This is a genomic window from Nocardia sp. NPDC127579 (genome assembly GCF_042672005.1).
Lineage (GTDB): Bacteria > Actinomycetota > Actinomycetes > Mycobacteriales > Mycobacteriaceae > Nocardia.
In genome coordinates, this window is the sequence record NZ_JBHXVZ010000015.1 from 1 (window position 1) to 24,167 (window position 24,167).

The 24,167-nt window shown below is 67.3% G+C and carries 25 protein-coding genes; 13 read left to right on the forward strand and 12 right to left on the reverse strand.

Features of this window, described 5'->3' with window-relative positions; translation table 11 throughout:
* Positions 1-45: 45 nt before the first annotated feature.
* From ACFVMC_RS32155 to ACFVMC_RS32180, 6 genes are all read right to left on the reverse strand, one after another.
* Positions 46-183 carry a hypothetical protein gene (locus ACFVMC_RS32155; RefSeq protein WP_379216598.1) on the reverse strand — a complete coding sequence of 46 codons (138 nt, stop codon included), beginning with the start codon at positions 181-183 and terminating at the stop codon, positions 46-48.
* Positions 184-276: 93 nt separating this feature from the next.
* On the reverse strand, positions 277-1,155 hold the full coding sequence (locus ACFVMC_RS32160) for a phosphoribulokinase (RefSeq protein WP_379216600.1): 879 nt from the start codon (positions 1,153-1,155) through the stop codon (positions 277-279).
* 15 nt (positions 1,156-1,170) lie between these two features.
* Positions 1,171-2,220, reverse strand: coding sequence for a class 1 fructose-bisphosphatase (locus tag ACFVMC_RS32165; RefSeq protein ID WP_379216602.1), 1,050 nt, complete (start codon positions 2,218-2,220; stop codon positions 1,171-1,173).
* Positions 2,147-3,133: an AAA family ATPase gene (locus tag ACFVMC_RS32170; RefSeq protein ID WP_379216604.1), complete on the reverse strand. Its 987-nt coding sequence runs from the start codon at positions 3,131-3,133 to the stop codon at positions 2,147-2,149. The genes ACFVMC_RS32165 and ACFVMC_RS32170 overlap by 74 nt, the downstream gene beginning before the upstream one ends.
* A 58-nt stretch (positions 3,134-3,191) precedes the next feature.
* Positions 3,192-3,614, reverse strand: a complete 423-nt coding sequence (locus tag ACFVMC_RS32175; RefSeq protein WP_379216605.1) for a ribulose bisphosphate carboxylase small subunit — start codon at positions 3,612-3,614, stop codon at positions 3,192-3,194.
* An 11-nt stretch (positions 3,615-3,625) separates the two neighbouring features.
* A complete protein-coding gene (locus tag ACFVMC_RS32180; protein ID WP_379216607.1) occupies positions 3,626-5,068 on the reverse strand; it encodes a form I ribulose bisphosphate carboxylase large subunit in 1,443 nt (480 codons plus the stop codon).
* Between the two features lie 113 nt (positions 5,069-5,181).
* Between ACFVMC_RS32180 and ACFVMC_RS32185 the strand changes: the two genes are divergently transcribed.
* The 4 genes from ACFVMC_RS32185 (at position 5,182) to ACFVMC_RS32200 (ending at position 10,904) form a co-directional block, all read left to right on the forward strand.
* Positions 5,182-6,051 carry a LysR family transcriptional regulator gene (locus ACFVMC_RS32185; protein WP_379216609.1) on the forward strand — a complete coding sequence of 290 codons (870 nt, stop codon included), beginning with the start codon at positions 5,182-5,184 and terminating at the stop codon, positions 6,049-6,051.
* Between the two features lie 21 nt (positions 6,052-6,072).
* Positions 6,073-6,660, forward strand: a complete 588-nt coding sequence (locus ACFVMC_RS32190) for a hypothetical protein (RefSeq protein ID WP_379216611.1) — start codon at positions 6,073-6,075, stop codon at positions 6,658-6,660.
* 114 nt (positions 6,661-6,774) lie between these two features.
* Positions 6,775-7,137 carry a hypothetical protein gene (locus tag ACFVMC_RS32195; protein ID WP_379216612.1) on the forward strand — a complete coding sequence of 121 codons (363 nt, stop codon included), beginning with the start codon at positions 6,775-6,777 and terminating at the stop codon, positions 7,135-7,137.
* Between the two features lie 80 nt (positions 7,138-7,217).
* Complete coding sequence (locus tag ACFVMC_RS32200) at positions 7,218-10,904, forward strand: AAA family ATPase (protein ID WP_379216718.1); 3,687 nt, start codon at positions 7,218-7,220, stop codon at positions 10,902-10,904.
* Between the two features lie 63 nt (positions 10,905-10,967).
* Here ACFVMC_RS32200 and ACFVMC_RS32205 read toward each other — a convergent pair whose 3' ends face one another.
* On the reverse strand, positions 10,968-12,542 hold the full coding sequence (locus ACFVMC_RS32205; protein WP_379216614.1) for an ADP-ribosyltransferase domain-containing protein: 1,575 nt from the start codon (positions 12,540-12,542) through the stop codon (positions 10,968-10,970).
* Positions 12,543-12,644: 102 nt separating this feature from the next.
* Between ACFVMC_RS32205 and ACFVMC_RS32210 the strand changes: the two genes are divergently transcribed.
* From ACFVMC_RS32210 to ACFVMC_RS32235, 6 genes are all read left to right on the forward strand, one after another.
* Positions 12,645-13,301 (forward strand): macro domain-containing protein, encoded by a 657-nt coding sequence (locus ACFVMC_RS32210; RefSeq protein ID WP_379216616.1) that lies wholly within the window; start codon positions 12,645-12,647, stop codon positions 13,299-13,301.
* Between the two features lie 110 nt (positions 13,302-13,411).
* Positions 13,412-13,870 (forward strand): response regulator, encoded by a 459-nt coding sequence (locus ACFVMC_RS32215; protein ID WP_379216618.1) that lies wholly within the window; start codon positions 13,412-13,414, stop codon positions 13,868-13,870.
* Positions 13,871-13,977: 107 nt separating this feature from the next.
* Positions 13,978-14,103: a hypothetical protein gene (locus ACFVMC_RS32220; protein WP_379216620.1), complete on the forward strand. Its 126-nt coding sequence runs from the start codon at positions 13,978-13,980 to the stop codon at positions 14,101-14,103.
* Between the two features lie 202 nt (positions 14,104-14,305).
* Positions 14,306-14,944: an MspA family porin gene (locus ACFVMC_RS32225; protein ID WP_379216622.1), complete on the forward strand. Its 639-nt coding sequence runs from the start codon at positions 14,306-14,308 to the stop codon at positions 14,942-14,944.
* A gap of 25 nt (positions 14,945-14,969) precedes the next feature.
* Positions 14,970-15,626: an MspA family porin gene (locus tag ACFVMC_RS32230; RefSeq protein WP_379216624.1), complete on the forward strand. Its 657-nt coding sequence runs from the start codon at positions 14,970-14,972 to the stop codon at positions 15,624-15,626.
* Between the two features lie 72 nt (positions 15,627-15,698).
* Positions 15,699-16,052: a hypothetical protein gene (locus ACFVMC_RS32235; protein WP_379216626.1), complete on the forward strand. Its 354-nt coding sequence runs from the start codon at positions 15,699-15,701 to the stop codon at positions 16,050-16,052.
* Between the two features lie 30 nt (positions 16,053-16,082).
* On the opposite strand, the gene ACFVMC_RS32240 is transcribed toward ACFVMC_RS32235, so the two are convergent.
* Together ACFVMC_RS32240 and ACFVMC_RS32245 are read right to left on the reverse strand one after the other, a co-directional pair.
* Positions 16,083-16,685: a CatB-related O-acetyltransferase gene (locus ACFVMC_RS32240; protein ID WP_379216720.1), complete on the reverse strand. Its 603-nt coding sequence runs from the start codon at positions 16,683-16,685 to the stop codon at positions 16,083-16,085.
* 178 nt (positions 16,686-16,863) lie between these two features.
* Positions 16,864-18,636: an ABC-F family ATP-binding cassette domain-containing protein gene (locus ACFVMC_RS32245; RefSeq protein ID WP_379216628.1), complete on the reverse strand. Its 1,773-nt coding sequence runs from the start codon at positions 18,634-18,636 to the stop codon at positions 16,864-16,866.
* 123 nt (positions 18,637-18,759) lie between these two features.
* Between ACFVMC_RS32245 and ACFVMC_RS32250 the strand changes: the two genes are divergently transcribed.
* Positions 18,760-19,404, forward strand: coding sequence for a TetR/AcrR family transcriptional regulator (locus ACFVMC_RS32250; RefSeq protein ID WP_379216629.1), 645 nt, complete (start codon positions 18,760-18,762; stop codon positions 19,402-19,404).
* Here ACFVMC_RS32250 and ACFVMC_RS32255 read toward each other — a convergent pair.
* Positions 19,382-19,732, reverse strand: a complete 351-nt coding sequence (locus ACFVMC_RS32255; RefSeq protein ID WP_379216631.1) for a VOC family protein — start codon at positions 19,730-19,732, stop codon at positions 19,382-19,384. The two genes, ACFVMC_RS32250 and ACFVMC_RS32255, sit on opposite strands and share 23 nt — an antisense overlap.
* Positions 19,733-19,831: 99 nt before the next feature.
* Between ACFVMC_RS32255 and ACFVMC_RS32260 the strand changes: the two genes are divergently transcribed.
* On the forward strand, positions 19,832-20,974 hold the full coding sequence (locus tag ACFVMC_RS32260; RefSeq protein WP_379216633.1) for a hypothetical protein: 1,143 nt from the start codon (positions 19,832-19,834) through the stop codon (positions 20,972-20,974).
* Between the two features lie 73 nt (positions 20,975-21,047).
* On the opposite strand, the gene ACFVMC_RS32265 is transcribed toward ACFVMC_RS32260, so the two are convergent.
* Positions 21,048-21,977, reverse strand: a complete 930-nt coding sequence (locus ACFVMC_RS32265) for a hypothetical protein (RefSeq protein WP_379216635.1) — start codon at positions 21,975-21,977, stop codon at positions 21,048-21,050.
* Positions 21,978-22,067: 90 nt separating this feature from the next.
* The gene (locus ACFVMC_RS32270) at positions 22,068-23,231 is read right to left on the reverse strand and encodes an FHA domain-containing protein (protein WP_379216637.1); all 1,164 of its coding nucleotides are present in this window, start codon (positions 23,229-23,231) and stop codon (positions 22,068-22,070) included.
* A 165-nt stretch (positions 23,232-23,396) separates the two neighbouring features.
* Between ACFVMC_RS32270 and ACFVMC_RS32275 the strand changes: the two genes are divergently transcribed.
* The gene (locus ACFVMC_RS32275) at positions 23,397-23,807 is read left to right on the forward strand and encodes a hypothetical protein (protein WP_379216639.1); all 411 of its coding nucleotides are present in this window, start codon (positions 23,397-23,399) and stop codon (positions 23,805-23,807) included.
* Positions 23,808-24,167 lie beyond the last annotated feature (360 nt).

The following is a 24,167-nucleotide window of genomic DNA, read 5'->3' on the forward strand; positions in this document are numbered from 1 at the left end:
AACACAACCCCGAAACTGGCACGCACCAGAAATCGTCGGCAGACATCATGCACTCAAATCGCCTGCGACGTAGGCATATTGAGTGCCGTCCAACACCCGGGCCAGCAGCCTGCGTGCTCCGAACACCGCGCCGCCGCTGAACACCAGCAGCACCGGCGCGAGTTTCACCAGAGTCCCGGCCACGGCGCCAATCATCACATCACCCGCTCAATTCACCGCACACTGCGGATCATTCTGCCCCGCGGCCGGCGGGGCCGGGTGTGCCCGGCCGGCGGATCAGTGGGATCGCTTGGGGCGCTTGTCCATCAGCCGCAGGATCAGCGGGGTGAAGATGAGCTGCATGGCCAGATCCATCTTCCCGCCCGGCACCACGATGCAGTTCGGCCGCGACATGAACGAATCGTGCAGCATCGACAGCAGGTACGGGAAGTCGATCACCTTCGGATCGGCGAACCGGATGACGACGAAACTCTCGTCCGCGGTCGGGATGGTCCGGGCGATGAACGGATTCGAGGTGTCCACCGTGGGGACGCGCTGGAAGTTGACATAGGTGTGGGAGAACTGCGGGCAGATGTATTTCACGTAGTCGGGCATGCGGCGCAGGATGGTGTCGATCACGGCCTCACTGGAATACCCGCGTTCGGTCTTGTCCCGGATCACCTTCTGGATCCACTCCAGATTGACGATCGGCACCACCCCCACCAGCAGATCCGCGTACCGCGCGACATTGACCGTCTCGGTGATCGCCGCGCCGTGCAGCCCCTCGTAGAACAGCAGATCGCTGCCCGGCGCCAGATCCTCCCAGGGGGTGAACGTGCCCGCGGGCTGCCCATAGGGTTTCGCCTCGTGCTCGTCGTGCAGATACTTGCGCACCGAGCCGACGCCGGTTTCGCCGTAGTCGCGGAACAGGGTTTCCAGCTCGGTCAGCAGATTCGCCTCCTCTCCGAAATGCGAGAAGGTGAAATTGCTGTTCTGCTCGGCCTCGGCCATGGCCAGCTTCATCTCGTTGCGATCGAAGCGGTGGAACGAATCACCCTCCACGATCGCCGCGTAGATACCCTCGCGCCGGAAGATCTCCTGGAAGGTGCGCGTGACACTGGTCGTGCCCGCACCGGAGGATCCGGTGATGGCGACGACGGGATGTTTGACCGACAAGGCGCCTCCTAGGTGCTACACGGGCTTGGCGCGGCCCGCGGGGCGGAACAGTGAGCGGGTACCGAACAGGGAGCTGTCGAACCGCGGCCCCTCCTCCGGTTCGCTGTGGTAGTGCTCGATGCGCTGGACTTCGTTGCGCGAACCGAAGATCAGCGGGACCCGCTGGTGCACGTCGGTGGGCGTCACCTCGCGCACCCGCGCGCCGCCGGTGGTGGCCCAGCCGCCGGCCTGTTCGACGATGAACGCGATCGGGTTCGCCCCGTACAGCAGCGCGACCCGGCCCGGCCGCTGCGGCGGCCGGGTGTCGTAGGGGTACAGGTAGACCCCGCCGCGGGTCAGGATGTGGAAGGTGTCCGCGACCAGCGAGGCCACCCAGCGCATGTTGAAGTCGCGGGCGCGCGGGCCGTCCACGCCGTCCAGGCATTCGTGTACATAGCGGCGCACCGGCCGCTCCCAGAACCGCTCGTTGGCGGCGTTGATCGCGAAACCCGTTGTCTCCTCCGGGATGCGCATGCGCGGATGGGTGAGCACGAAGGCGCCGATCTCACGCTCCAGGGTGAATCCGTCCACGCCGTTGCCGGTGGTCAGCACCAGCATGGTGGCCGGGCCGTAGAGGGTGAATCCGGCGCACACCTGCTGGGTGCCGGGTTGCAGAAAGTCGGCGTCGCACGGAACATCGCCGGCGTCCGGCGGGGCGCGCAGCACGCTGAAGATCGTGCCGACGGGCAGGTTCACATCGATATTGGACGAACCGTCCAGCGGGTCGAAGGCCAGCAGATACTTGCCGCGCCGCCGGGTCGGCACCGGGCGCACCGCGCTCATCTGCTCGGACAGCACGGCCGAAAGCTGGCCGGTCGACAGGGTTTCCGACACCATGATGTCGTGGGCGACCGCGTCCAGCGTGCTCCGCGAGCCCGCGATCGCGCCCCGGGTCACCTGATTGGCGATCAGTTTGGTGGCGGTGGCCACCACATTGACCAGCGCCGAGAACTCACCGGAGGATCCCGGATGGCGGTGCTCCTCCTCGATCGTGTAGCGGGTCAGGGTCTTCAATCGGTGCGGCATGGTTCGCTTCCTCCAGGCGCTCGCCGTCGAATACGCTGCTGCCGTAGACATCCCGGTCGGTCAGCGTCATGAGATCGGATCTGGTGAGCGGACGGTGGAGTTCGACCAGGCGCTTGGCCTGGCGCAGACGGCACCGATCCAGGGCGTTGCGGACGCTGCGGGCATTGGAGAACCGCGGACGCCGCATCCGGCGCGACAGATATTCCGCGAACGCGCTCTGCGCGGCGTCGTCGAAGCGGAAGTTCTGCTCGGCCACCATCAGCGCGGCGATGGCCAGCAGTTCGGCATGGGTGTAGTCGTCGAACTCCAGATGGTGCGCCACCCGCGAGGACAGGCCGGGATTGGCGGAGAAGAACCGCTCCATCCGATCCGGATACCCCGCGAAGATCACCACCAGGCTGGCCCTGTCGTTCTCCATTTCCTGGAGCAGGATCTCGATCACCTCCTGCCCGTAGTCGCGCTCGTTCTCGGGGCGGAACAGGTAGTAGGCCTCGTCGATGAACAGCACGCCGCCGGCGGCCTTGGCGATGGCCTCCTTGGTCTTGGGGGCGGTGTGCCCGATGAACTGGCCGACCAGATCGTCGCGGGTCACGGTGTGTACCTTCGGTTTCCGGATATAGCCGAGGGTGTGCAGCAGTTCCGCCATGCGCAGCGCGACGGTCGTCTTCCCGGTGCCGGGGCCGCCGGTGAAACTCATGTGCATGGTCGGGCGGGTGGAGTCGAGCCCGAAACGCTGCCGGGCCCGGTCGATCAGCAGCAGCGCCGCGATCTCACGCACCCGCCGCTTCACATTGGCCAGGCCGACCAGTTCCGCGTCCAGCCGGTGCAGGGTCGACTCCACATCGTCCCCGGCGATATCGCAGGACAGGTCCAACAGGGCGTCGTCGTCGAGGATCGGCGGTTCCTCCGGCACGGCCGGCACCGGCGCAGGCCCCGTGACGCTCGGCCGGTGCAGCCGGAAACCGTTGCCCTCAGGCGCCATACCGCGCGCCCTGTGGCTGCTCGGTCGCGTAGGGGCGCAGGCCGTAGCGCTGCCGCCGGTCCGCGCCCTCGGTGCGGGTCAGTTCGAAACCGGGCTCGTGTTCCGGGCGCTGCACCAGGAAACTCAGGGCCGTGGTCTGTCTGCCGTAGCGAGCGTCGTAGGCCAGGACCCGCACATAGTGCCGCGGGAAGGTGGCCCGGCAGGCGTCGATCTCGGCGAGCACGCCGTCGGGTTCGTCGAGATCGAACAGCGGCAGTCCCCACATCTGCCAGTAGGCGTTGCGCGGATGCGGATCGTCGGTGTACTCGATCGAGACCGGCCAGCTGTTGAGCAGGGCGTAGCGCACCTGCGCGGCGATCTCGGCGTCGCTGAGTTCCGGCAGATAGGAGAAGGTTCCGTGCCGCAGATACATGGCGGTGCCTTTCAGTGGGTTGCCGTGGGCACCGCGTCGGGTGCGTCGGTGGAGGTGTAGTCGAAGGTAACATCGCCCCAGGTGGCGAGCGCGACCTCGAGCGGGCGGCACCACTGCGCCGCGTTGCGCAGCACCTCGGGCCCCTCCTTCAACAGATCGCGGCCTTCGTTGCGGGCCTGCACCACCGCTTCCAGCGCCACCCGGTTGGCTTCCGCGCCCGCCGCGATGCCGAGCGGATGGCCGATGGTGCCGCCGCCGAACTGCAGGATCACGTCGTCGCCGAACAGATCGAGCAGTTGGTGCATCTGGCCCGCGTGGATGCCGCCGGAGGCGACCGGCATCACGCCGGGCAGGCTGGCCCAGTCCTGGTCGAAGAAGATGCCGTTGCCGAGGTTGGCGGGAATGTGGTTGTCGCGCAGGGTGTCGTAGAAGCCGCGGGTGGTGGCCGGGTCACCCTCGAGCTTGCCGACCACGGTGCCCGCGTGCAGATGATCCACCCCGATCAACCGGCACCATTTCGCCAGCACCCGGAAGCTCACGCCGTGTGTCTTCTGCCGGGTGAAAGTGGAGTGCCCGGCCCGGTGCAGGTGCAGCAGCACGCCGTTGCGCCGCGCCCAGTGCGACATCGACTGCATGGCGGTATAGCCCACGGTCAGATCCATCATGATGACGACGCTGCCGAGTTCCCTGGCGAATTCGGCCCGCTCGTACATCTGCTCCATGGTGGCGGCGGTGACATTGAGATAGTGCCCCTTGAGCTCGCCGGTATCGGCCATCGCCCGGTTCACGCCCTCCATCGCGTAGAGGAACCGGTCGCGCCAGCGCATGAACGGCTGGGAGTTGATGTTCTCGTCGTCCTTGGTGAAATCCAGCCCGCCCATGCACGCCTCGTAGACGACGCGGCCGTAGTTGCGGGCGGACAGACCCAGTTTCGGTTTCACCGTCGCCCCGAGCAGCGGGCGGCCGTACTTGTTGAGGTATTCGCGTTCCATGACGGTGCCGTGCGGCGGGCCCTGGAAGGTCTTCACGTAGGCGACCGGGATGCGCATGTCCTCCAGGCGCAGTGCGAGCAGTGGCTTGAAGCCGAAGACGTTGCCGATCACCGAGGAGGTCAGATTGGTGATCGAACCCTCCTCGAACAGATCCAGGTCGTAGGCGATGTAGGCGAAATATTCGCCCGGGCGGCCCGGTACCTCGTCGACGCGGTAGCACTTGGCCTGGTACTGGGTGTGCGCGGTGAGCCGGTCGGTCCAGACGACGGTCCAGGTGGCCGTGGAGGATTCGCCCGCCACCGCGGCCGCGGCCTCGATCGGGTCCACGCCGCGCTGCGGTGTCACCCGGAAGACGGCCAGGACATCGGTGTCGGAGGGTTGGTAATCGGGTGCGTAGTACCCCATCGACGCATACGACTGCACGCCCGGATCCCAGCGATCCCGTTCGGTGTTGTCCGCCATGAATCCTCCTGAGCTGGTGGGGAATTCCAGGATGCGGCCGTCGAAGATCACAAACAATTTGATTGTTTCTGCGAATACTCAATGCTTTCTTTAAGTTTGGTACCGTCGAGAGCATGGGCACGGTGAGCGCGACGCGGATGGAGACCTTCCTCGTCGTCGCCCGCCAGAGCAGTATCCGCAAGGCCGCCGGGCAGTTGCACGTCACCGAGGCGGCCGTGTCCGCGGCGGTCGCGCACATCGAGAAACAACTGGGCGCCAAGCTGATCGCCAAGACCGGACGCGGTATCGCGCTCACCGAAGCCGGCCGGGTGTACGCCGGATACTGCCGCAGCATCCTGGGGCTCATGCAGGAGGCACACGCCGCCGTCCAGCAGGCCGAGACCGGGCGGCTGCGGATCGGCGTGGTCGCCACCGCCGGCGAATACGTGCTGCTGCGCCCGCTGGCGTCGTTCCGGCGGCGCTATCCGGATGTGGAACTCAGTCTCTCCGTGCACCCGCGCGACGTGCTGTTCGTCGAATTGCAGCACCACGAAAGCGATCTGGTGATCGCGGGGCGGCCGCCGCGCGACGCCGGACTGGTCACGCGGGCCCGGCGGCCCAGCCGCCTGGTGGTGGTCGGCGCGCCGGACCGGCATCCACTGCGCAGCACCTGGCTGCTGCGCGGGCGCGGCTCCGGCACCCGCGACGCCACCCTCGAACTGCTCGCCCAGCTCGGCCTCGAACCGCCGACCCTCACCCTCGGCTCGCACGGCGCGGTGCTGGCCGCGGCACGAGAAGGCCTCGGCGTCACCCTGATCCACAGCGACGCGGTCGGCCAGGATCTCGAATCCGGCGCGCTCACCATCCTGCCGGTCGACGGCACCCCGCTCGATCGCCCCTGGCACGCCATCACCACCGGCACCCCCACCCCCACCACCCGCCTGTTCCTGGCGCACCTGCTCGATCAGGGGCAGGTCGGCGGGGACGCGTTCTACCCGCCCTAGCAGCTCGGGCATGATGCGGTGATGGGTGTCTACTGCGAAAGAATCGTCGACCTCGAGGCCACCGCCGCGGACGCGCCGCGCCTCGCGACCCGGATCATCGATTGGCTTGTCGCCGAACACATTCTGACCCGTGAGCTATCCCGCGACCGGATGTACAGCGACTACGCCGCCGAAGGCTATGTTCCCGGCCCGAACTGGCAGGCCATCACCGGCGCGGACTGGGGGAACGGCCCCGTGGCGATCGCTCTGGGCCGCAACATCTTCGTCGAAGGTCAGGGTAGCGACACCCCCGCCCACGCCACGTGCCCCGCCTGCCGGACCGATACCGTCGTCATCGACTACCCCGGCGGCTCCTGGGAACCCGACCGCGAGATCTGGGCGCCCTTCGCCGCCGCCCTGAGCACCTGGCGCACCACCGGCGCCGCCACCGCCACCTGTCCCACCTGCACCGCCGCCACCTCCGTCACCGACTGGCGCTGGTCCTCCGATTTCACCCTCTCCTGCCTCGCCTTCGAATTCTGGAACTGGCCGCCGCTGACGGATGCCTTCCACCAGGAACTCGCCGCCCGACTGGGCCACCCGCTCCGGCGTCAGGTGGTCAAGCTCTGACCCTTCGGGGGTTACCCGAATATCAACTGCCACAGTAGCTTTGAGCACGCAGCAGACTACATACCGATCGTCGGCTAATCTTGGGGTCGTTGTCCACCTGGGGAGGCTGCGATCGTGGAACCTTTCAGCATCATCGCAACAGCACTGCTTGCCGGGGCGGCCGCCGGCGGTCAGGATGCCGCCACGGCCGCCGTGCGTGATTCCTATAACGCATTGCGGAATCTGCTGCGGCGCAAGACCGCAGCCACTCCCGAGGCCGCGGCAGCAATCGAAGCCGCCGAAGCTGGAACCGATGCAGAACGGCTCGAAGCCGCGCTCGCCGACGCCGGATTGGACGACACCGACGAGTTGCGTTCGGCCGCCCAGGCACTCCTCGACCGGCTCCCGAACGAAGATCCTGCCGCGACTCGGATCGACCTGCGTGCAGCGAAAGGCGTCCAGGTCGGCGACAACAACACCCAGACCAACCACTGGTGACACCAAATCCGGGTGCGTGCGACACACCGGAACCCACCCCGGCTCCGGGCGTAGACGCGCGCAGTGCAGCCGGAATCCAGGTGGGGGACCACAACACTCAGGTCAACTACACCTTCCACGGCCACACCGTCAGCGACGGAGTCGCACCGCCACCGCTGCGGCGAGTATCCGGTGAGGTCGACTCGCCCTACCGGGGTCTGGGGCACTACGAAGAACGTGATGCCGCGTTCTTCCACGGCCGTGACACCGAAATCGCCACGATATTCCGCCGCCTCCACACTTGCCTGAAGGAACCGGGCCTCACCATGGTGTCGGGTGTGTCCGGTGCGGGTAAATCCTCGCTGCTCCGGGCCGGGGTGCTGGCGCGGCTGCGTGGCACTGGACTCGCCGAAATCCCGGGCTCCCGAGCCTGGCCCGCGCTGGTACTGACACCCGGGCAGGCGCCGCTCGCCGAACTTGCTTTGCGCGCAACCGAATTCCTGCAGACCGATGCTGCCACCCTCACCGCCACCTTGACCGCCGACCCCACCCACTTCGCACTCGCCGCTGCCCAGATCGCCCGCACCGCCGACCCGGACCACGGTCGGCTGGTGCTGATCGTCGACCAATTCGAGCAGATCTTCACCCGCTGCGCCGACGCCACCGAGCGCGCTGCCTTCGTCACCGCACTACACGCCGCGGCCACTACCCGCCATAGCGAACGCGCCGCGGCACTCGTCGTCCTTGCCGTGCGCGCGGACTTCGAGGCCCGGTGCGCGAGCGAGTTCCCGCTCCTCCAGGACGTCGTGCAAGACCGCTACCTGATCAATGCGATGAACGAACAGAAACTTCGCGTCGCGATCAGCCAGCCACCCCGCACTCTTGGCGCCGATATCGAAAGCGATCTGATCGACCTACTCATCAGCCAGGCGAGCGCGAGCGCGGGCGTGCTGCCGCTGCTGTCGCACGCCCTCGACCAATCCTGGCGGCACCGCTCCGGCGACGCCCTTACCCTAGCCGACTACGAACGCACCGGCGGCATCGAACGCGCAGTCGCCGACAGCGCCGAACGCGCCTACGCCAGCCACACCGAACGCCAAAAGGCTGCCGCCCGAGTGATTTTCGTCCGCCTGACCGCCACGGACAGCAACGGAACCGACGCCGCCGACCGCGCCACCCGCACCGAACTCGCCACCCTCGCCGACCCCGGCGATGTCGCAGCCGTCATCGACACCTTCGCCGCCGAACGCCTGCTCACCCTGGCCGAGAACACCGTCGAAATCAGCCACGAAACCCTGCTCACCGCATGGCCTCTGCTCCGCGACCACTGGCTGGAGGAAACCCGCGCGGATCGACGGGTCCTCACGCATCTGCGTGACGAAGCCGGAAAATGGTCCGACAGCGCCGAAGACCCGACCTATCTCTACACCGGCACCCGCCTGGAATCCGCCACCGAAACCCTGCAGCGAGTCGCTACCAACCCGACCCGTTACCCGGCGGTCGCCGAATCGGTCCGCCGTTTCCACGAGGCGGGTCACAAAGCCTGGCGCCGCCGCACGCTGATACGCAGATCCCTCATCGTATTGGGTGTGGTGATCGCGTTGGTATTGGGAACGCTCACCGTAGTCACCTACCGAACCAGCCAAGATGCCACCGAGCAACGCGATTTGGCCATCGCCAGACAACTACTCAGCCAGAGCGGCCTGGTGCTGGAATCCGATCCTCGGCGGGCTAAGCTCATCGCGCTCGCAGCATGGAAACTCGCGCCGTCGGAAGACGCCGCCTACGCCGCTGTTCTGGCCGCCGCCAATTCCCCAGGGCGGGAGGTGCTTACCGGATATCCAGATGATCTCTCGTCGCTGATCTTCAGTCCGGACGGCAACACGTGGGCCACCACTGGTGACGACAAGACCGTACGGTTGTGGGCCGCTGGCAGCGGCCAGCAACTACACACCCTCGCCGAGCCCGGCTCGCCGCTGGCTTTCAGCCCCGATGGCAAAACCCTCGCCACGACCGGCTCCGACGACTCCGTCCGGCTCTGGGATACCCACACCGGACGGCTCCAGCTGACCCTTCCCACTCTCGAGACCACCATCACGTCAGTGGTATTCGGCCGCGACGACAACACTCTAACCACCGTCACGCACGATTTCGCCGTACGTTGGGACAGGGCCACCGGTAGATCGTTGGGGACCCGCACCGTCCCAGGGGCGGCGATGGTACTCAGTCAGGACGGCGCTACGCTGGCGTCCACCGACGGCGACACCATCAGTGTGGTCGACGTCGCTCGGAATACGCTCTTACACAGACTCACCGGATTCCCCCACAACTCCGCATCGGTGAAACTCAGCCCGGACGGCACACTGCTTGTAGCTATCAACGACGGCACCATCCGGGTGTGGAACGTCATCACGGGTGCTGCGCTGCATACCATCACCGCGCGCACCAACCGTATAGCGCCCAGCTGGTCGGCGACCTTCAACCCCGACAGCAGCATACTTGCCTCCACCGGCGGCGACACCATCCAATTGTGGAACGTCGGCACCGGCGAGGAGTTGGACAAGCTCACCAGCGACACAGGCACCCTCCAGTCGATGACATTCGGCCCTGACGGCACCCTGGCCAGCATCAGCTGGCCCGGCATCATCCGGCTATGGAACGTCACGTTGGGGCAGCCCAGGCATACGCTCGATGTGGTGCGGACACCATGGCGTGCCGCAGGCCACACAGACAGTATCGATTCAACGGCAATCAGCCCGAACGGCACCATTCTCGCGACGATCAGCAACGACGACAAGGACGTCATCCAGCTGTGGGACCTGCGCTCCGGCCGACGCCAGCGCACCCTTCCCGGACACCCCAGCACGCCAGAGCGAATGACATTCAGCCCGAATGGCTCCGCCCTCGCCACGACCAGCAATGATGTGGTCCGGGCATGGGACCTCGATGCCGACCGGGAGATCGATACTCGCGAAGTTCGGTCGTCGACGACATCGAGCGCGGACGGCACCACTGTCGCCGCCATCATCGACAATCACACCATCCGGACCTGGGACCCACACACAGGCCAGACCCGTCACACCTTCTCCGGCGACACTTCCGGAATCTCGTTGATGGCCCTGAGTCCGGGTGGCGACACCCTGGCCACACGTGGTCGCGACAACTCGGTTCAAATCTGGAACCTCGCCACCGGCAAACAGCACACTCTCTTTGGGCCCACCGCTTCGGCCCAGTCGATAGAAATCGGTCCGGACGGCACCACACTCGCCACATACGACGACAAAACAATCCAGCTGTGGGACCTCACCACCGGCGAGGCTCGGCATACCCTGACCGGCGCGTTCTCGACGCTCGCATTCAGCCCGGACGGCACTGTGCTCGCTACCGCCAGAAACAAGGACACCCAGCTCTGGAACGTCGCGACAGGTGAGCTCGAGCACACCATCACCGAACCTCTCGGCACCACGCCCGTCGACCAGAGTCAGCTTGTATTCAGCCCCGACAGCAAAACTCTCGCGACCGCTGGGGGCACCGCCACCCCGCTCTGGGACGTGGTCACCGGCAAGCTCCTGCATACCCTCGACAGCCGGGCCCAAGAGGTGCTGTGGCTTCCGGACGGGCGGACTGTCGCCATCGTGAACGTACGGACGGTGGAGGTGTGGGACGTGTCCTACCTGCGGGATGGAATCGAGGCATATCTGTGCCAGCGGGCCGGCCGGCCGTTTCTCGCCGACGAATGGGAACGGTTTGTCCCCGCCGGGCCCGAGAAGCGCGAAATGTGCCGTTGAAACCCGCTTTCACACCGAAGCCGCGGTAGACCGAAAAGTTCCATTGCACACTCTTCGGCCGCGTCAGGACACCAGGGGCTGGTCGGCGGATTCGGTCAGGTGGACGATCGACAGCCCGGCGGGTCGGGTTTCGATGCGGGTCACCTCGAGTTGCGTGCCGGGGAGCAGAACGTACTCCTCCTCTCCGGTGAAACGCGAGTAGTCGCGGATGCTGACGGCGCGGGCGGGATGGACTTCGAAGAGGGTGCGTTTGCCGCGGCCGCCGAGGAAGCCGCGGGCGACGGCGGGATCGGAGGTGCAGGAGGAGACGCCCCACCAGGTGATGGTCTTGCCCTCGGGATATTGGGCGCGCAAGTCCAGCGAGACGCCGCGCCACAGGGGCCGGGTGTGGACCGGGAGGTCGGAGACGGCAGCGAAGAGGAGGCGGAGATAGGGCAGGTACGGGGCGAGCTTGCGGCGGTCCCAGTCGCGCAGGACGCGGTTGATCACGCGGTAGAAGGCCGATTCGCAGGTGTAGAGGTAGAGGGCGGCGATGGCGTCGGCGGACAACGTTTCCGAGGACTCGTCGGCCCGGCGCTTGCCGTAGTCGTGTGACATACGGGCATAGACGTCGATTCCGCCGAGCTCCTTGACGACCGGGGCGATGGCGTCCGGGAAGTTCGACAGCGGGGTGTCGAAGACGCCGGTGATCGGCGCCAGCTCCAGGCCCTCGTCCTTGACGTCGGCCAGACGTTCCAGATAGAGCTGGTGCAGTTCCATGGTGGAGGCGATGAACGCGCCCATGCGCTCGGCGTCGCCGGAGTTCTCGGCGTTCCAGCCGACGCTGGGCAGCCAGTCGATCCCGTCCGCGCCCATGGCCGCGAGTGCCCCGTTGACCGTCTCGAAATGTGCTCCGTCGCAGAACAAGTCGCCCTGCGCGGCCGGATTGGCGTGGTCGACGTGGCGGACCTGCACGCCGGGATACTTCTTCGCCAGCCGCCGCACCACGGGCTTCAGATTCCGGGCGTGCGCACCCCACCAGGCGAAGACCACCGCGCGATCGCCCGGGTCCGCGGCCTGCTGTTTGGCGCGCAGGATCTCCTCGATGATCCGCTCGATCACCGGCCGCCAGAACGCGGTGTGCTCCTCGGTGCCGCGCGCGCCGTCGCTGCTGGCGGTGAGCGCGGCATTGAGCAGCAACACGCCCTGGGTGAGCATGGCCTGGAACCATTCCGGAGGCTGGACGGTGTCCTGCTCGGCCAGCAGCTTGCGGATATCGGCGATCGGAGTCTTCTTCGGGATGCCGTATTTCCACATCGCCGCGGCCTTGATCAGGCAGCGGACACTGATGGTCTTGCCGAACTGGCTGTCCTTCCAATGGTGAAAGGTGTTGTCGAACATCGCGATACCGGTGGCGCTCTCCGGCCGCGGGTACGGGTTCTGCCCGAAGGCGACGACTTTCCATTTGTGCGGCGGGTTGGGTTTGAGTGCCTGAAAGGTCAGCTCCCGCACGGGAACCACGTGCTTGCCGCGTCCCGGGGCGATGAACTGCGGCGCGTCCGCCCGCGCTTCGATGACCGGTTGCAATACCGGCAACCACGGCTCGCCGCCACCGTCGAAGAGTTCGGTCAGGGACAGGGGGTCGTTCACATTCGGCACCGGGCCACTATTTCACGAAAAGATCTGTGGGAGATGACATGTCGGTGGGTCGGGGTAGCGTCTCGGGTAGTGGGAAGACCACACATCGATGGGAGATTTGCCGTGAGTGACCAGAAGCTGCGAGTAGTGCTGACCGATATCGAATCCGAGGTGGTGTCGGCCTGGTTGGCGGCCTTCGCCGATAATCCGGAGATCGAGATCCACCGGGGTTCGATCCTGGATCAGCGGGTCGATGCCTGGGTCAGTCCGACCAATTCGCGCGGCCTGATGGACGGCGGCGTCGACGGGGTGATCAAGCGCCATCTCGGCGCGGGCATCCAGCTGCGGGTGCAGCGCGCCATCCGGGACCAATTCGACGGTCGCCTGCCGATCGGCAGCGCGGTATGCGTGTCGTCGGGCGCCACCAACCCGAAGTTCCTGATCTCCACACCCACCATGGAAACCTCGGCGGAGAACGTCAGCGAAACGTTGAATGTGGCGCTGGCGTGCGCGGCCGCTTTCCAGGCGATCCATCAGCAGAACAGCGCCGAGCCGGGCAGCATCCGGTCGGTGGCACTGGTCGGCCTGGGCGCTCGGACCGGCCAGGTGCCCGCGCGGGTCTGCGCCAATCTCATGTGGACGGGTTACACGCTCTTCCAGGATTTCCGCTTCGACAATTACGACGATCTGCGCCGGACCGTGCTCGCCCAGCTCGACGATATCGAGAACGCGCCGGTCGATCGGCGTGTCCGGATTGCGCGGCCCGCTACTCACCGATAGAACAGACCTTCCGGTCGGAAATCTCACTAAATGGTTGCTGAAAGATAACTGTCCGGATACTGTGAGAAGCGCCTGTCAGCAGTCTTTGTCAAACGAAGGACCTGCTCGTCATGAACATTTTCCCGCCGCCACCCGATCGCCGCCGCCGTCCGCTCATCCCCCCGGACGGCGCCCGCCACCAGGGGCGCGTCCTGGTCATGGAGGTCGATCCGGCCGTCGCCGAGATGACCACGCTGGTGCTCGAGGCCGCGGGCCACGATCCGCTGCATGTGGCGCACAGCGCCGACGCGCTGGCACTGACTGCCGACTGGTCCCCCGATGTGGTCCTCGCCGACTCGTCGGTGCCCGGCGCATTCGAACTCGCCGACCGGAATCGACTACCCGGGGGCGGCCCGCCGCCCCACCTCATCGTCATGTCCACCCGGCGCGACCCCGATGTCATCACCCTCGCCCGCATCGCCGGCGCGTACGACTTCCTGATCAAACCGTTCCGCACGCTCGAACTGCTCACCGTCATCCAGACCGTGCTGGCCCTCCGGTACGCATCCAGACGGCCGACCGGTCTGTAACTCGACGATCCGGTCCCGCAGCCATGCGTGTCGCCCGCACCGAACCGCCCCCGCGCGACGTACTGTCGCAGCAATACGTTCGGCCGAGTGAGCGAAGGGGTTCGTCGATGATTCGTGCAGCCGTCGCCATCGTCGCGGTAGCCGCCGGGTTCCTGCTGGCGCCGGGAGTCGCCGCCGCCGCTCCGAGCCGAACCGCACTGCAACTACAGGTCGCCGGAGTGCGCCAAGGCTGAGCCCGCCTCGCCCGCCGCTCCCGGTACCCGCTCGATTCCCCGGACCTGTGGTTAGATTCAGGCGCCGAACCGGTTCGTATCTTCCGCTCGCGGTCTCCGCGCGAGGGTTTCGGCATATCCGAGCTTGACCTCAGTGAATGTTGGCGCAGCGCGGCCGTTCTCCGATTCGGACAACGGCCGCGCCACAATGAGCGAGGGGTGAATGAGCAGGTATCGAATAGGTCATTGGGCGGTCACCGCCCTCGCCGTGGTGGTGCTGATCGCACCGAACGGCGAGGCGGCCGCCGACACCGTGGTGCCGTTACCCGACGGCCACGTCGAAGGCCCCGGGATCAGAATCGACAGCCGGCATGAACGCGCGGTGATCTCGGCGTCCATGGCGGCCAACGGTATCGGGCGCACCTCCTGGGTATCCGGTGATGTGACAGCCGATGTGGAAACTCCGGACGGCACGGTCGGGCCCAACAACGGGCCGAAAAACTATCCCGGCACCAACAATTCGGGTACGCACGGCTCGTCCAACCTCACCGTCGGCTATGTGGTCGGCTGCCAGGTGGCCCTGAGCAATCTGAGCGCGAACACGGCATTCACCCTCAGCGCGACGCCCAGTATCACCGGCGGCTTCAGCTTCCCGCTCGCCCCCGGCGAGATCAAGTGGGTGTCGATCAACAACATCGAGCTGGTCAAGAGCGGCAGCTACACCATCAACTACCAGGATGTGCCGATGGAGATCCAGGGGTGCGCCGGGTACGCCCAGGCCCGGATGGTCGCCGTGGTCGAGATCATCGGCACCGAATACGTGAAGGCCACCCTCTACGGCCACCCATTCAGCCTCGGCTGACGGCCGCTCCGACAGAAAGGATCACATGTTCGGCAAAATCCTGGCTGCGGCGCTGGTCACGACGGCGTTCGGGATCGGCCAGTCGGCGGTGTCCACCGCCGACACCTTCATACCGCTGCCCGGCGGCACGATCACACGCGAACTGGGCGACGGCACCACCGTGACGGTCTCACTGGAAGGCGAATCAGCGCGGATCGTTCCATCCATGGGTGCGACTCCGCTGCATCGCAATGTGTGGGTAACCGCCCGCGCGAATGTCGACCTCGCCGGTCCGAGCGCATCGACCGCGACAATCAAGATCAGCCCCGGCTATCTCGTGGGTTGCCAGGTCGATATCAGCGGCGTCAGCGGCACCAACAACGAATCCGCGACCGTGCAGTCGGGCACCATGCCGATCGCACCGACCGAATCCTTCGGCGCCGGAATCACCTTCGGCCCCGGCGCCTCGATCGGCCAGCTGATGCTCGATCTGGAACGGCCCGACGACTACGGGCAGGAATCGCACAAGCGCTACAACAAGATTCCGGGTCCGCACACCAGCGTGACCTGGATCGACGAGACTTTCGCCGTGAACGGCTGCGGCGGTTACGCGCAGGCCCGCGCGTTCGTGGCCGCCGAGATCGACAGCAGCAACTACATCGGCAACGTCGTGCTGTGGGGTCAACCCTTCAGCATCGGCTGATCCGAGCTCTACGCTGGTGAGCGGCGGGCCTGCGGTCCGCCGCTCACTGTCGTCCCGGTGTAGGAGAACCACGTGGCCCCAACAGCTCTCAGCCGGATTGCGGCGCCCACCGCCGCCACCGCTCTCGTCTCCACGGGCTTGGCGATCGTCGTCAACTTGGCCACCGGAAGCATCGATTCGGTGTGGTTGTGGCTCGCCGTCGCCGCCCTGACCGCACTGAGTTTCGGCGTGTCACTGTGGCTGCACAGCCGTCAGCCCGCCGCCGCTCCGGCCGGCGGAATCGTGTTGCACGATGTCGAGGGTGCGGGGGTGACAGCGAAGAACATCCGCTCGACCGGAACCGGTGCCGAGATCACCGGTGGACGGTTCACCGGTGATCTGACCTTCGACGGGATCACCGCCGGGGAGGATCCCGGTACACCGTGAGTGTGGTGACGAGAAGGCAAGGGTGATTGCTCATTTCGGGTTCGCGGCTTCGAGGTCGTCGATGCTGCCGGACATGAGCGTGGGGATATGGGTGGTGAGGTGGTCGATCGGCCAATCCCACCAGGCGACGGCCAGGAGGCGGGCGATGTCCTCCGGGGAGTATCGCGTGCGGATGAGGCGGGCGGGGTTGCCGCCGACGATGCCGTAGTCGGGAACATCGGCGGTCACGACAGAGCTTGTGCTGATGATGGCACCGTGACCGATTCGCACGCCGGGCATCACCGTGACGCCGTTGCCGAACCAGACGTCGTTGCCGACAACGGTGTCGCCACGGCTGGGCAGTCCGGTGAGCAGGTCGAAGTGGTCGGCCCACGACCCGCCCATGGTCGGGAACGGGAAGGTGGAGGGCCCGTCCATACGGTGGTTGGCGCCGTTCATGATGAACCGGGTGCCGGTGCCCAGCGCGCAGAACTTCCCGATGATCAGTTTCTCGGGCCCGTAGTGGTAGAGCACATTGCGGGTTTCGAAGGCGGTCGCGTCGTCGGGGTCGTCGTAGTAGGAGTACTCGCCGACTTCGATCAGCGGCGAGGTCACCAGTGGTTTCAATTGCACGACCCGCGGCTGCCCGGGCATCGGGTGCAGCACGTCCGGATCGGCGGGAACATTTCTCGGCACAGCGAATCTCCTCGGATCAATGGGTAATTCAGATGGACACCGACGGGGCCGGAGCCAGCCGCGCGCGGAACCCATGCAGCGTGGCCGTCCGACTGGCGCATTCAGGGCCGCGAATCTCCTGGGACCAGCAGGCAATTCAGACCGCCGCGGACGCGGCCAGATCCAACTGGGTGCCCCGCCAGCGGGCACGCAGCCGGCGATCGTGACTGACGATCACGATCGCGCCGCGGAACTCCTGCAGCGCGGCCTCCAGTTCCTCGATCAACCCCGGCGACAAATGATTCGTCGGCTCGTCGAGCAGCAGCACATCGACAGGCGCGCTGACCAACCGCGCCAGGGCGAGTCGCTGCCGCTGCCCCGTCGAGAGATCCGCGACGCGAGTGCCGAACTGCTCGCGCTCGAACAGGCCGAGCGACAGCAGCGCGGCATCCGCGCCGTCATCGAGTCGGGCCCAATCGAGGTCCGCGCCGGTCGTGTGCCGCTCATCGGCCGATCCGCCGCCGACCCGAGCCCGGGCCCAGGTCGCAATCGGCCTCTCGGACAGTGCATTCGAGGTCTGGCCGGAGTCGGTCGGTTCCACATCGTGGTGTCGGTGCGATTGCGTGCGCTCGCGATCCGGCACATAGGTTTCGGCGAACGCGGCGAGCAGGGTTTGCCCGGGGACGGCGGGTGGCGGCTCCTGGCCGAGATAGCCGACGCGGCCACGGTGGCGCACCACGCCGGTGTCGGCGCGCAACTGTCCGGCGAGTACACGCAACAGCGTGGTCTTGCCTGCGCCGTTGGGACCGGTGACCAGGAGCCGGTCTCCTGCTGCGAGCGCCAGGTCGATGCGGCCCAGGCGTCCTTCGACGCCTGCGTCGACGGCTTCGAGGAGGGTGCCGCCGACACCGCCGCGCAGGTTCGGCGCGAAGCGCAGCGGTGGCGGGGGCGGCGACACCGGGTCGGCGAGCAGGCGGCGCAGCCGTTCCTCCGCGTTGCGGACGCGGCCGGCCAGCGACTGCTGCACGCGGCCGCCTGCCCGGTCGTAGGCCATCTTGTTGTTGTCGGTCATGGCCCGGCCGGGCGCGACCTGACGGGCGGTGGTGGCCGCGACCTCACGGAGCCGTTCCGTATCGGCGCGCCACCGCGTGTATTCCTGCTCCCACCGGTGACGCGCGGCCGCCTTCTCGGCCAGGAAGCCGCGATATCCATTGCCGTAACGGACAACTCGACGACGATCGGCGTCGACCTCCAGCAGGGTGGTCGCGATCCGTTCGAGGAAGGTGCGATCGTGCGATACGGTCACGGTGGTGCCGCGCCGGCTGCGCAGGTGCTCCTCCAGCCAGGTCAGGGCAGTGTCGTCGAGATGATTGGTGGGTTCGTCCAGCAGCAGCACCTCGGTGCCCGCCGCGAGTACGGCCGCCAGGCGCAGCCGCACCTGTTCGCCGCCGGACAGGGTGGCGACGGTCCGGTCTCGGCCCACCAGGCGCAGACCCAATCCGTGCAGCGCGCGTTCCACCCGGGCATCGGCCTCGTAGCCGCCGCGCAGCTCGAAAACTGTGGTCAGGCGGCTGTATTCGGCCAGCAGCGACTCGTCGTCGGACATGGCGGCTTCCAGCTCACGCAGGCGGCGCTCGATCGAGCGGAGCTCCGCGAGCGCCCGATCGATCACTTCCTGCACCGTCAGACGCGGCGAAAGTCGTTCTTCCTGCGCGAGATAGCCGACGCCGCCATCGGCCTGGACGACGATCGCACCCTCGTCGGGCCGCACCCGCCCGGCGAACAGGCGAAGCAGGGTGGTCTTGCCGGATCCGTTCTCGCCGACGATGCCGGTGCGCTCACCCGCGGTGAGCGCACACGTCACCGCCTCGAGCACCGGCTTCCCGCCGAAGGATTTGCTGACCGCGTGCGCGGTGATCTGGGTTCGCATGGACACACTCCGAAGCATTCGAGGACGAGACGGTCAGGGACCGCAGGACGTGAACACTTCGCAGGAGCATCGGCATAACCTCACTTAGTACGACAACTGTCGCACTAAGGTATCGTCGAGTCGTTGGTTCGTCAAGCGATCGGAGCGTTCCCCGCCGTGCCCTCCCCCGATTCCGTCCGTGCCCGCCCGGGCGGGCGCACCGCGCGCATCCGCACCCAGGTGCTCGACGCGGTGGGCGCCGTCCTGACCGAGCAGGGGTTCGACGCGCTGAGCATCGATGCCGTCGCCGCCCGCTCGGGTGTGCACCGGGCCACGGTGTATCGCCGCTGGCGTGATGTGGGCGGTCTGCTCGCCGACGTGGTGGACGCCGCGGGTGATCTGCCCTGGCAGCCGCGCGATACCGGATCCCTGCACGGCGATCTGACCGCGCTCAATGCCGAGATCCAGGATTCGATGACCGAAACACCGTCCATCGCACTGGCTTTGATCGCGGTGTCGTTCCGGTCCGAGGAAGCCGCGCGGGCCCTGCGCCGCCTGTGGGACGACCGCTACACGCAGTCGGAAGTCATTGTGGAGCGCGCGATCCGGCGCGGCGACCTCCCGCCGGAGGTCGATGCGCGGGCACTGCTGATCGCCGCGACCGCGCCGCTCTATCACCAGCTCGTGCTGCTGCGCACCCCGCCGGACCCCGCACTCGCCGACCGAGCGGCCCGCACCGCCGCCCTCGCGGCGGCCGCGGGTGCGTTCAGCGGTGGGTCAGCACATTGATGACGGCCCCCTGCGGATCGCGGAAGAAGAACCGGCGCACGCCCCACTCCTCATCGGAGAGCGGATGCACGATCTCGAATCCGGCCGCGACGGCCTCCGCGTGCGCGGCGTCGACATCGTCCACCTCGATCGACACCGCCGGATTACAGGGCGCTGTCCGATCTTTCGTCATCAGGCCGAGCTGCGGCGTCGAGGCGTCACCCGGGGACAGCGTCGCGATCCAGCCGTGATTCATGATCACGTCCAGATCGAGTACCCGGCGATACGCCTCGATCGCCTGATCCAGGTTCTCGACACTCACGATCGGCATGATCCGGTGCACGCGCATGCCCCGAATGTAGCCGAACCCTCAGAGTTCTCTCACAGTGCGCGAGCCCGGGAATCCCGGGTCGACGCGGTACCGTCCGGAGGAACGATGAGGAGATCGATGATGACCGGAGCACGCAACGGATTCCTGCTACTCGGCGGGGTGACGTCGCTCGGCGCGGGCGCCCTGCACCTGTTCGCGGCGGGGCTGCACACCGAGCACGCGGCGCTCGCCCGGCTGATGGTGGTGCTGGCGGCGCTCCAGGTCGCGGCCGGGCTGCTGGCATCGGTGAGTACGCGAAAGCCGGTGCCGCTGTCGGTGATCGGGGTGAACCTGGTCGCGGTGGTGGTGTGGGGTTACACGCGGTTCGCGGGGCTGCCGTGGCCCGACGGGCTGGATGCGGCCGAGGCTCCGCAGTTCCTGGACAGCACCTGCGCGGCGCTGGGGCTGCTCGCGATCGCGGGTGCGGCGGTCGCGCTGCTCCGGCCCGAGGCGAAATTGCCGACCGTATCGACGGCGACGGCGGCCGGGCTGGCCGGCGTGCTGGCCGTGGCGGCCATGCTCGGCGGGGCCGGGCACGTGCACAGTCACGACGGCGGCGGCGACCACACGCACGCGGCCGGCGGGGAACACTCGCACGACGGGACCACGTGGCCGCGTCCCTTCGATCCGAAGGCCGCGATCGACGTGTCCGGTGTGCCCGGTGTGACCGCCGACCAGGAGCAGCGGGCGGCCGCGCTGATCCGCAATACGCTCGAGCGCCTGCCCGCGTTCGCGGATGTGTCCACCGTCGGCGCGCTGGGTTTCCGTTCCATCGGTGACGCGGCCACCGGCTACGAGCACTACATCAACATGTCCTACATCCGCGACGACTACTTCCTCGACCCCGCCTACCCCGAGTCCCTGGTCTACAAGGTCGACGGCGACAGCCGAACCCTGGTCTCCGCCATGTACATCGCCAAGGGCAAGAAGATCGACGACCCGGACCTGGTGAACTACGGCGGCTCCCTCATGCAGTGGCACGTCCACGACAACCTGTGCTGGAAACAGGGCGCGGGCGGGCCCGTGGTCGCCGGTGTCACCGACGCCCAGGGCAACTGCCCACCCCAGTCGGTCAACCCGGGCTCCGGCAACCCCATGGTGCACGTCTGGATCGCCGCCCACCAATGCGGCCCCTTCGCCGCCCTCGAGGGCCACGGCGCCGGCCAGGCCACCGGCCGCCGCACCGACACCTGCTCCCACGAACACTCCGGCCACAACTGACCCGAAAAACCCGGCCGCCCAACCATTCCGGGCGGCCGGGCCCGTCAGTCACGAATCGACGGTGTACGACTCACTATCCCGAAACATCCGCGGCGGATTCGAGAAACTGCGCGGCGGTGTCCACCTCCAGCGCCAGGTCCTGCCACTGTGTCAGCTGCTCGAGATCGGAGCAGCCGGTCACTCGGGCTGTGACCGCAGCGTCGACGACGATTCCGCGTCGTTCCAAAATCCGCAGAATCGACTCTTTGATCATGTCGACCCGGCCTTCCGCATGTCCTTTGGCATGCCCTTCGGCCCGGCCGATGGCCTGGTGTTCGTGGGCGAAGTAGCTTTCCCAGTGGTAGTTCTCGATCGCCATGGACACGAGCTCCTCCCACTCCTTTCGGTACCTCTTGGGTACGCATGTGCTGATGTAGTCATGGTAAAGGACGCGCTTGTCGGGCTCGAGGTGTTGCATGGCTTCCAGCGCCATGGCGAGGACATCGTGGCGTTCGGACTCACCGAGGTGGCCGGGAGCCGAGAGCAAGGCAAGCTCAGGCCACTGGTCCGCTTCGGCGACGGTGGTGACAGCGGGCAGGACGCCGGGCCAGTAGGTGCGGGGGCTGAAGACGAAGCCGGGGTGGCCGGTGTCGATCGGGGTGGCGATCTTGGTGGCGCTCCGTTCGTCGGGGCAGAAGGCGAGCAGGACGACCGGGCAGTGCAGGCGTTGGCGGACGTGCGTGATGTAGGCGGGCCAGCTGAATGCGATGCGGTCGAGTTCGTCTCCGGTACAGGAATTCTGGACCTCGTGGATGATCGCGTATTCGGGTTTGTCGGCGCGGCTGCCGACCACGACAATGTCCAGGTGCAGCTCGCCGGGTGAGAGCAGGGTGACGGTTTCGGGCCCGGGACGCCAGCAAGGTAGGTCGGGTACCGGTAGCCCGAGCATGGTGGCGATCCGCGGCGCGACCTCGGCGCGGTTGCGCAGCAGTTGGAGTGGGATTTCGTGGCGGATCGATGGCACGGAGGAGAAGGTAGCCACCGGTTCGAACGCATGTTCTGAAATCCGCTGAAGCTGCCCGATTCGTCCCGCGAGTCGAATCGGCCCGGCGGGTTATCGGCCGTGCTGGGAGTCGAAGGTGGCGGTGCGGGCGCCGAGCAGGAGTTGGGCGCCGGGGTGCAGGGGGTGAGGATGGCCGGGTGGGACGCGGAGCCAGTCGGCGCCGGGGGTGCGCAGGTGGGTGCCGTTGGCGGAGCCGAGGTCGACGACGGTGACGTCCCAGTCGATCAGGCGGATCTCGGCGTGGGTGCGCGACATTCCGCTGGAAGTGTCGTCGAGGCGGACGGGGCGGGCGCCGCGCCGGGCAGCGGCGGAATGCTCGGGTTCGCGGCCGAGGACGCAGTCGGCGTCGAGGATGACGATCGTGCCGTCGTCGAACAGCAGCAGGCCCAGCGGCGGGCGGATGCCGTCGATGAGCGACTCGGACTGGCCCATCCGGATACCGCAGACCGCGCAGAACGCGGCGCGCGGATCGTTGTGGTGCTGGCGGGCACACCGGTGGCCCGCCACGATCGGCGGGCCTCCGGTGGCGGGCGCGAGCACATCACGGAACGGGTCGCGCCGCACCGCCGAGAGCGCGGCGGGCGTGGGCGGCGCGGGCGACACCGGCTCATGGCGCGCCTTGGTCAGCGAATGCGCCCGCGCCACCGCCCGATCCGCGGCCGGGCGGGCCGGATCCCGGGTGGTCAGCCGCTCGTCGGGCACCCGATACACCGGCTCGCCGTACCAGAGCACGCCCCCGGAGCCGGGCACCGCGCCCGCGGTCAGGGTGCACACTCCGCGCACACCGGGCAGATCGAACTCCTGATCCCCCTCGTCCACGAAGACGCCCGCGCCGACCGCGGGCGCGGGCCGCACCAGCCGGTCCACGGTGAACCCCGCCTCGCCGCCGCGCAGCACCTCGCTGCGTTCGGCGCCGGTGAGCACCGCCGTCACCCGCCCGTGCAGGAACACCGCCACCCCGTCGCCGGTCGGCGACAGCACCCCGAATTCGAGCGCGTTGTCGTCACCGAGCCCCATCAGCCAGGTGGTGGCCAGCCGCGCGAAAGCCTTTCCGGTGCGCTGCTTCTCGGATTTCGCCGCCGCCCGCACCAGTCCGCGCAGCTCGAGCAGGGCCGCACCGGCGGCCGACGTCGCGGTCGCGGGCGCATCATCCCGGTTGGCGACCACGATCAGCACGCCGTCCATCCCGGCGACCAGGTGTGTCCCCGCGAGCACTTCGATTTCCGGCAGATCGGTGATGGCCGCCCCCTTCCTTCGTGCCGGATGCTACCGGCAGAAAGCGAAGCGACGCTTGGCATCCAGGGGCCGTCGAGGGCGACGCGGCGGCGAAATCCACCGAACCTGCCACGCCGCCTGCCTTCTCGGACGTACCATCCGTGCGTGGCCGACGCGAACCGTTCCACTCCGCTGCGAGTGCTGGTCTACAGCAACGATGCCGATACTCGGCGCCAAGTCACCATGGCGCTGGGCAAACGCCCGCATCCGGAACTACCGGAACTCGAGTACCTCGAGGTCGCCACCGGCCCGGTGGTGATCGAGCGGATGGACGCGGGCGGAATCGATCTCGCCATCCTGGATGGAGAGTCCGCGCCCACCGGCGGTTTGGGCATCGCCAAGCAGCTCAAGGACGAAATCGAGCACTGCCCACCGGTTCTCGTGCTGACCGGCCGCCCCGACGACGCCTGGCTGGCGAGCTGGTCGCGGGCCGAGGCGGCGGTGTCGCATCCGATCGATCCGATCCAGCTCACCGATACCGTGGTCGCCCTGCTGCGCGAGCGCGCGGCCGCGTGACCCCGACGGCAATAGCCGTTGCACATCAGTTGATCATCGCCGCCCGACCGGCACCTGTCAGCGATCTATGAGCAAACTCGGTCAATTAGGGTGGTCGCGGGCGTCGGTGGTCGATTGCGTCGCACGCAACTCATCGGTAACACCGATACTCACGAGTAGCTCCGACATTCCCGACACCCTGGAACCACCTCGCGGTTCGTCACGTGACACCGCCCGTGGATTACCCCCGTTTCTGTCATGAATCGCAGTTCCGAATTCGATCAAAGACGGGAACCAATCGGGTAGCCTGCCCCGGGTTCAGTTGTAGTCTGTGCCGTAGCTCACACGAGCGCGGGCACGGTATCGAACCCGCTCCGACCG

Bases quoted from the DNA above. Each gene is read 5' to 3' on its own strand.
- ACFVMC_RS32230 (WP_379216624.1), top strand. From the start codon at position 14,970: ATGTTCGGCAAAATCCTGGCTGCGGCGCTGGTCACGACGGCGTTCGGG.
- ACFVMC_RS32215 (WP_379216618.1), top strand. From the start codon at position 13,412: ATGAACATTTTCCCGCCGCCACCCGATCGCCGCCGCCGTCCGCTCATC.
- ACFVMC_RS32255 (WP_379216631.1), bottom strand. From the start codon at position 19,732: ATGCGCGTGCACCGGATCATGCCGATCGTGAGTGTCGAGAACCTGGAT.
- ACFVMC_RS32245 (WP_379216628.1), bottom strand. From the start codon at position 18,636: ATGCGAACCCAGATCACCGCGCACGCGGTCAGCAAATCCTTCGGCGGG.
- ACFVMC_RS32220 (WP_379216620.1), top strand. From the start codon at position 13,978: ATGATTCGTGCAGCCGTCGCCATCGTCGCGGTAGCCGCCGGGTTCCTG.
- ACFVMC_RS32225 (WP_379216622.1), top strand. From the start codon at position 14,306: ATGAGCAGGTATCGAATAGGTCATTGGGCGGTCACCGCCCTCGCCGTG.
- ACFVMC_RS32165 (WP_379216602.1), bottom strand. From the start codon at position 2,220: ATGCCGCACCGATTGAAGACCCTGACCCGCTACACGATCGAGGAGGAG.
- ACFVMC_RS32240 (WP_379216720.1), bottom strand. From the start codon at position 16,685: ATGCCCGGGCAGCCGCGGGTCGTGCAATTGAAACCACTGGTGACCTCG.
- ACFVMC_RS32175 (WP_379216605.1), bottom strand. From the start codon at position 3,614: ATGTATCTGCGGCACGGAACCTTCTCCTATCTGCCGGAACTCAGCGAC.
- ACFVMC_RS32260 (WP_379216633.1), top strand. From the start codon at position 19,832: ATGATGACCGGAGCACGCAACGGATTCCTGCTACTCGGCGGGGTGACG.
- ACFVMC_RS32190 (WP_379216611.1), top strand. From the start codon at position 6,073: ATGGGTGTCTACTGCGAAAGAATCGTCGACCTCGAGGCCACCGCCGCG.
- ACFVMC_RS32180 (WP_379216607.1), bottom strand. From the start codon at position 5,068: ATGGCGGACAACACCGAACGGGATCGCTGGGATCCGGGCGTGCAGTCG.
- ACFVMC_RS32185 (WP_379216609.1), top strand. From the start codon at position 5,182: ATGGGCACGGTGAGCGCGACGCGGATGGAGACCTTCCTCGTCGTCGCC.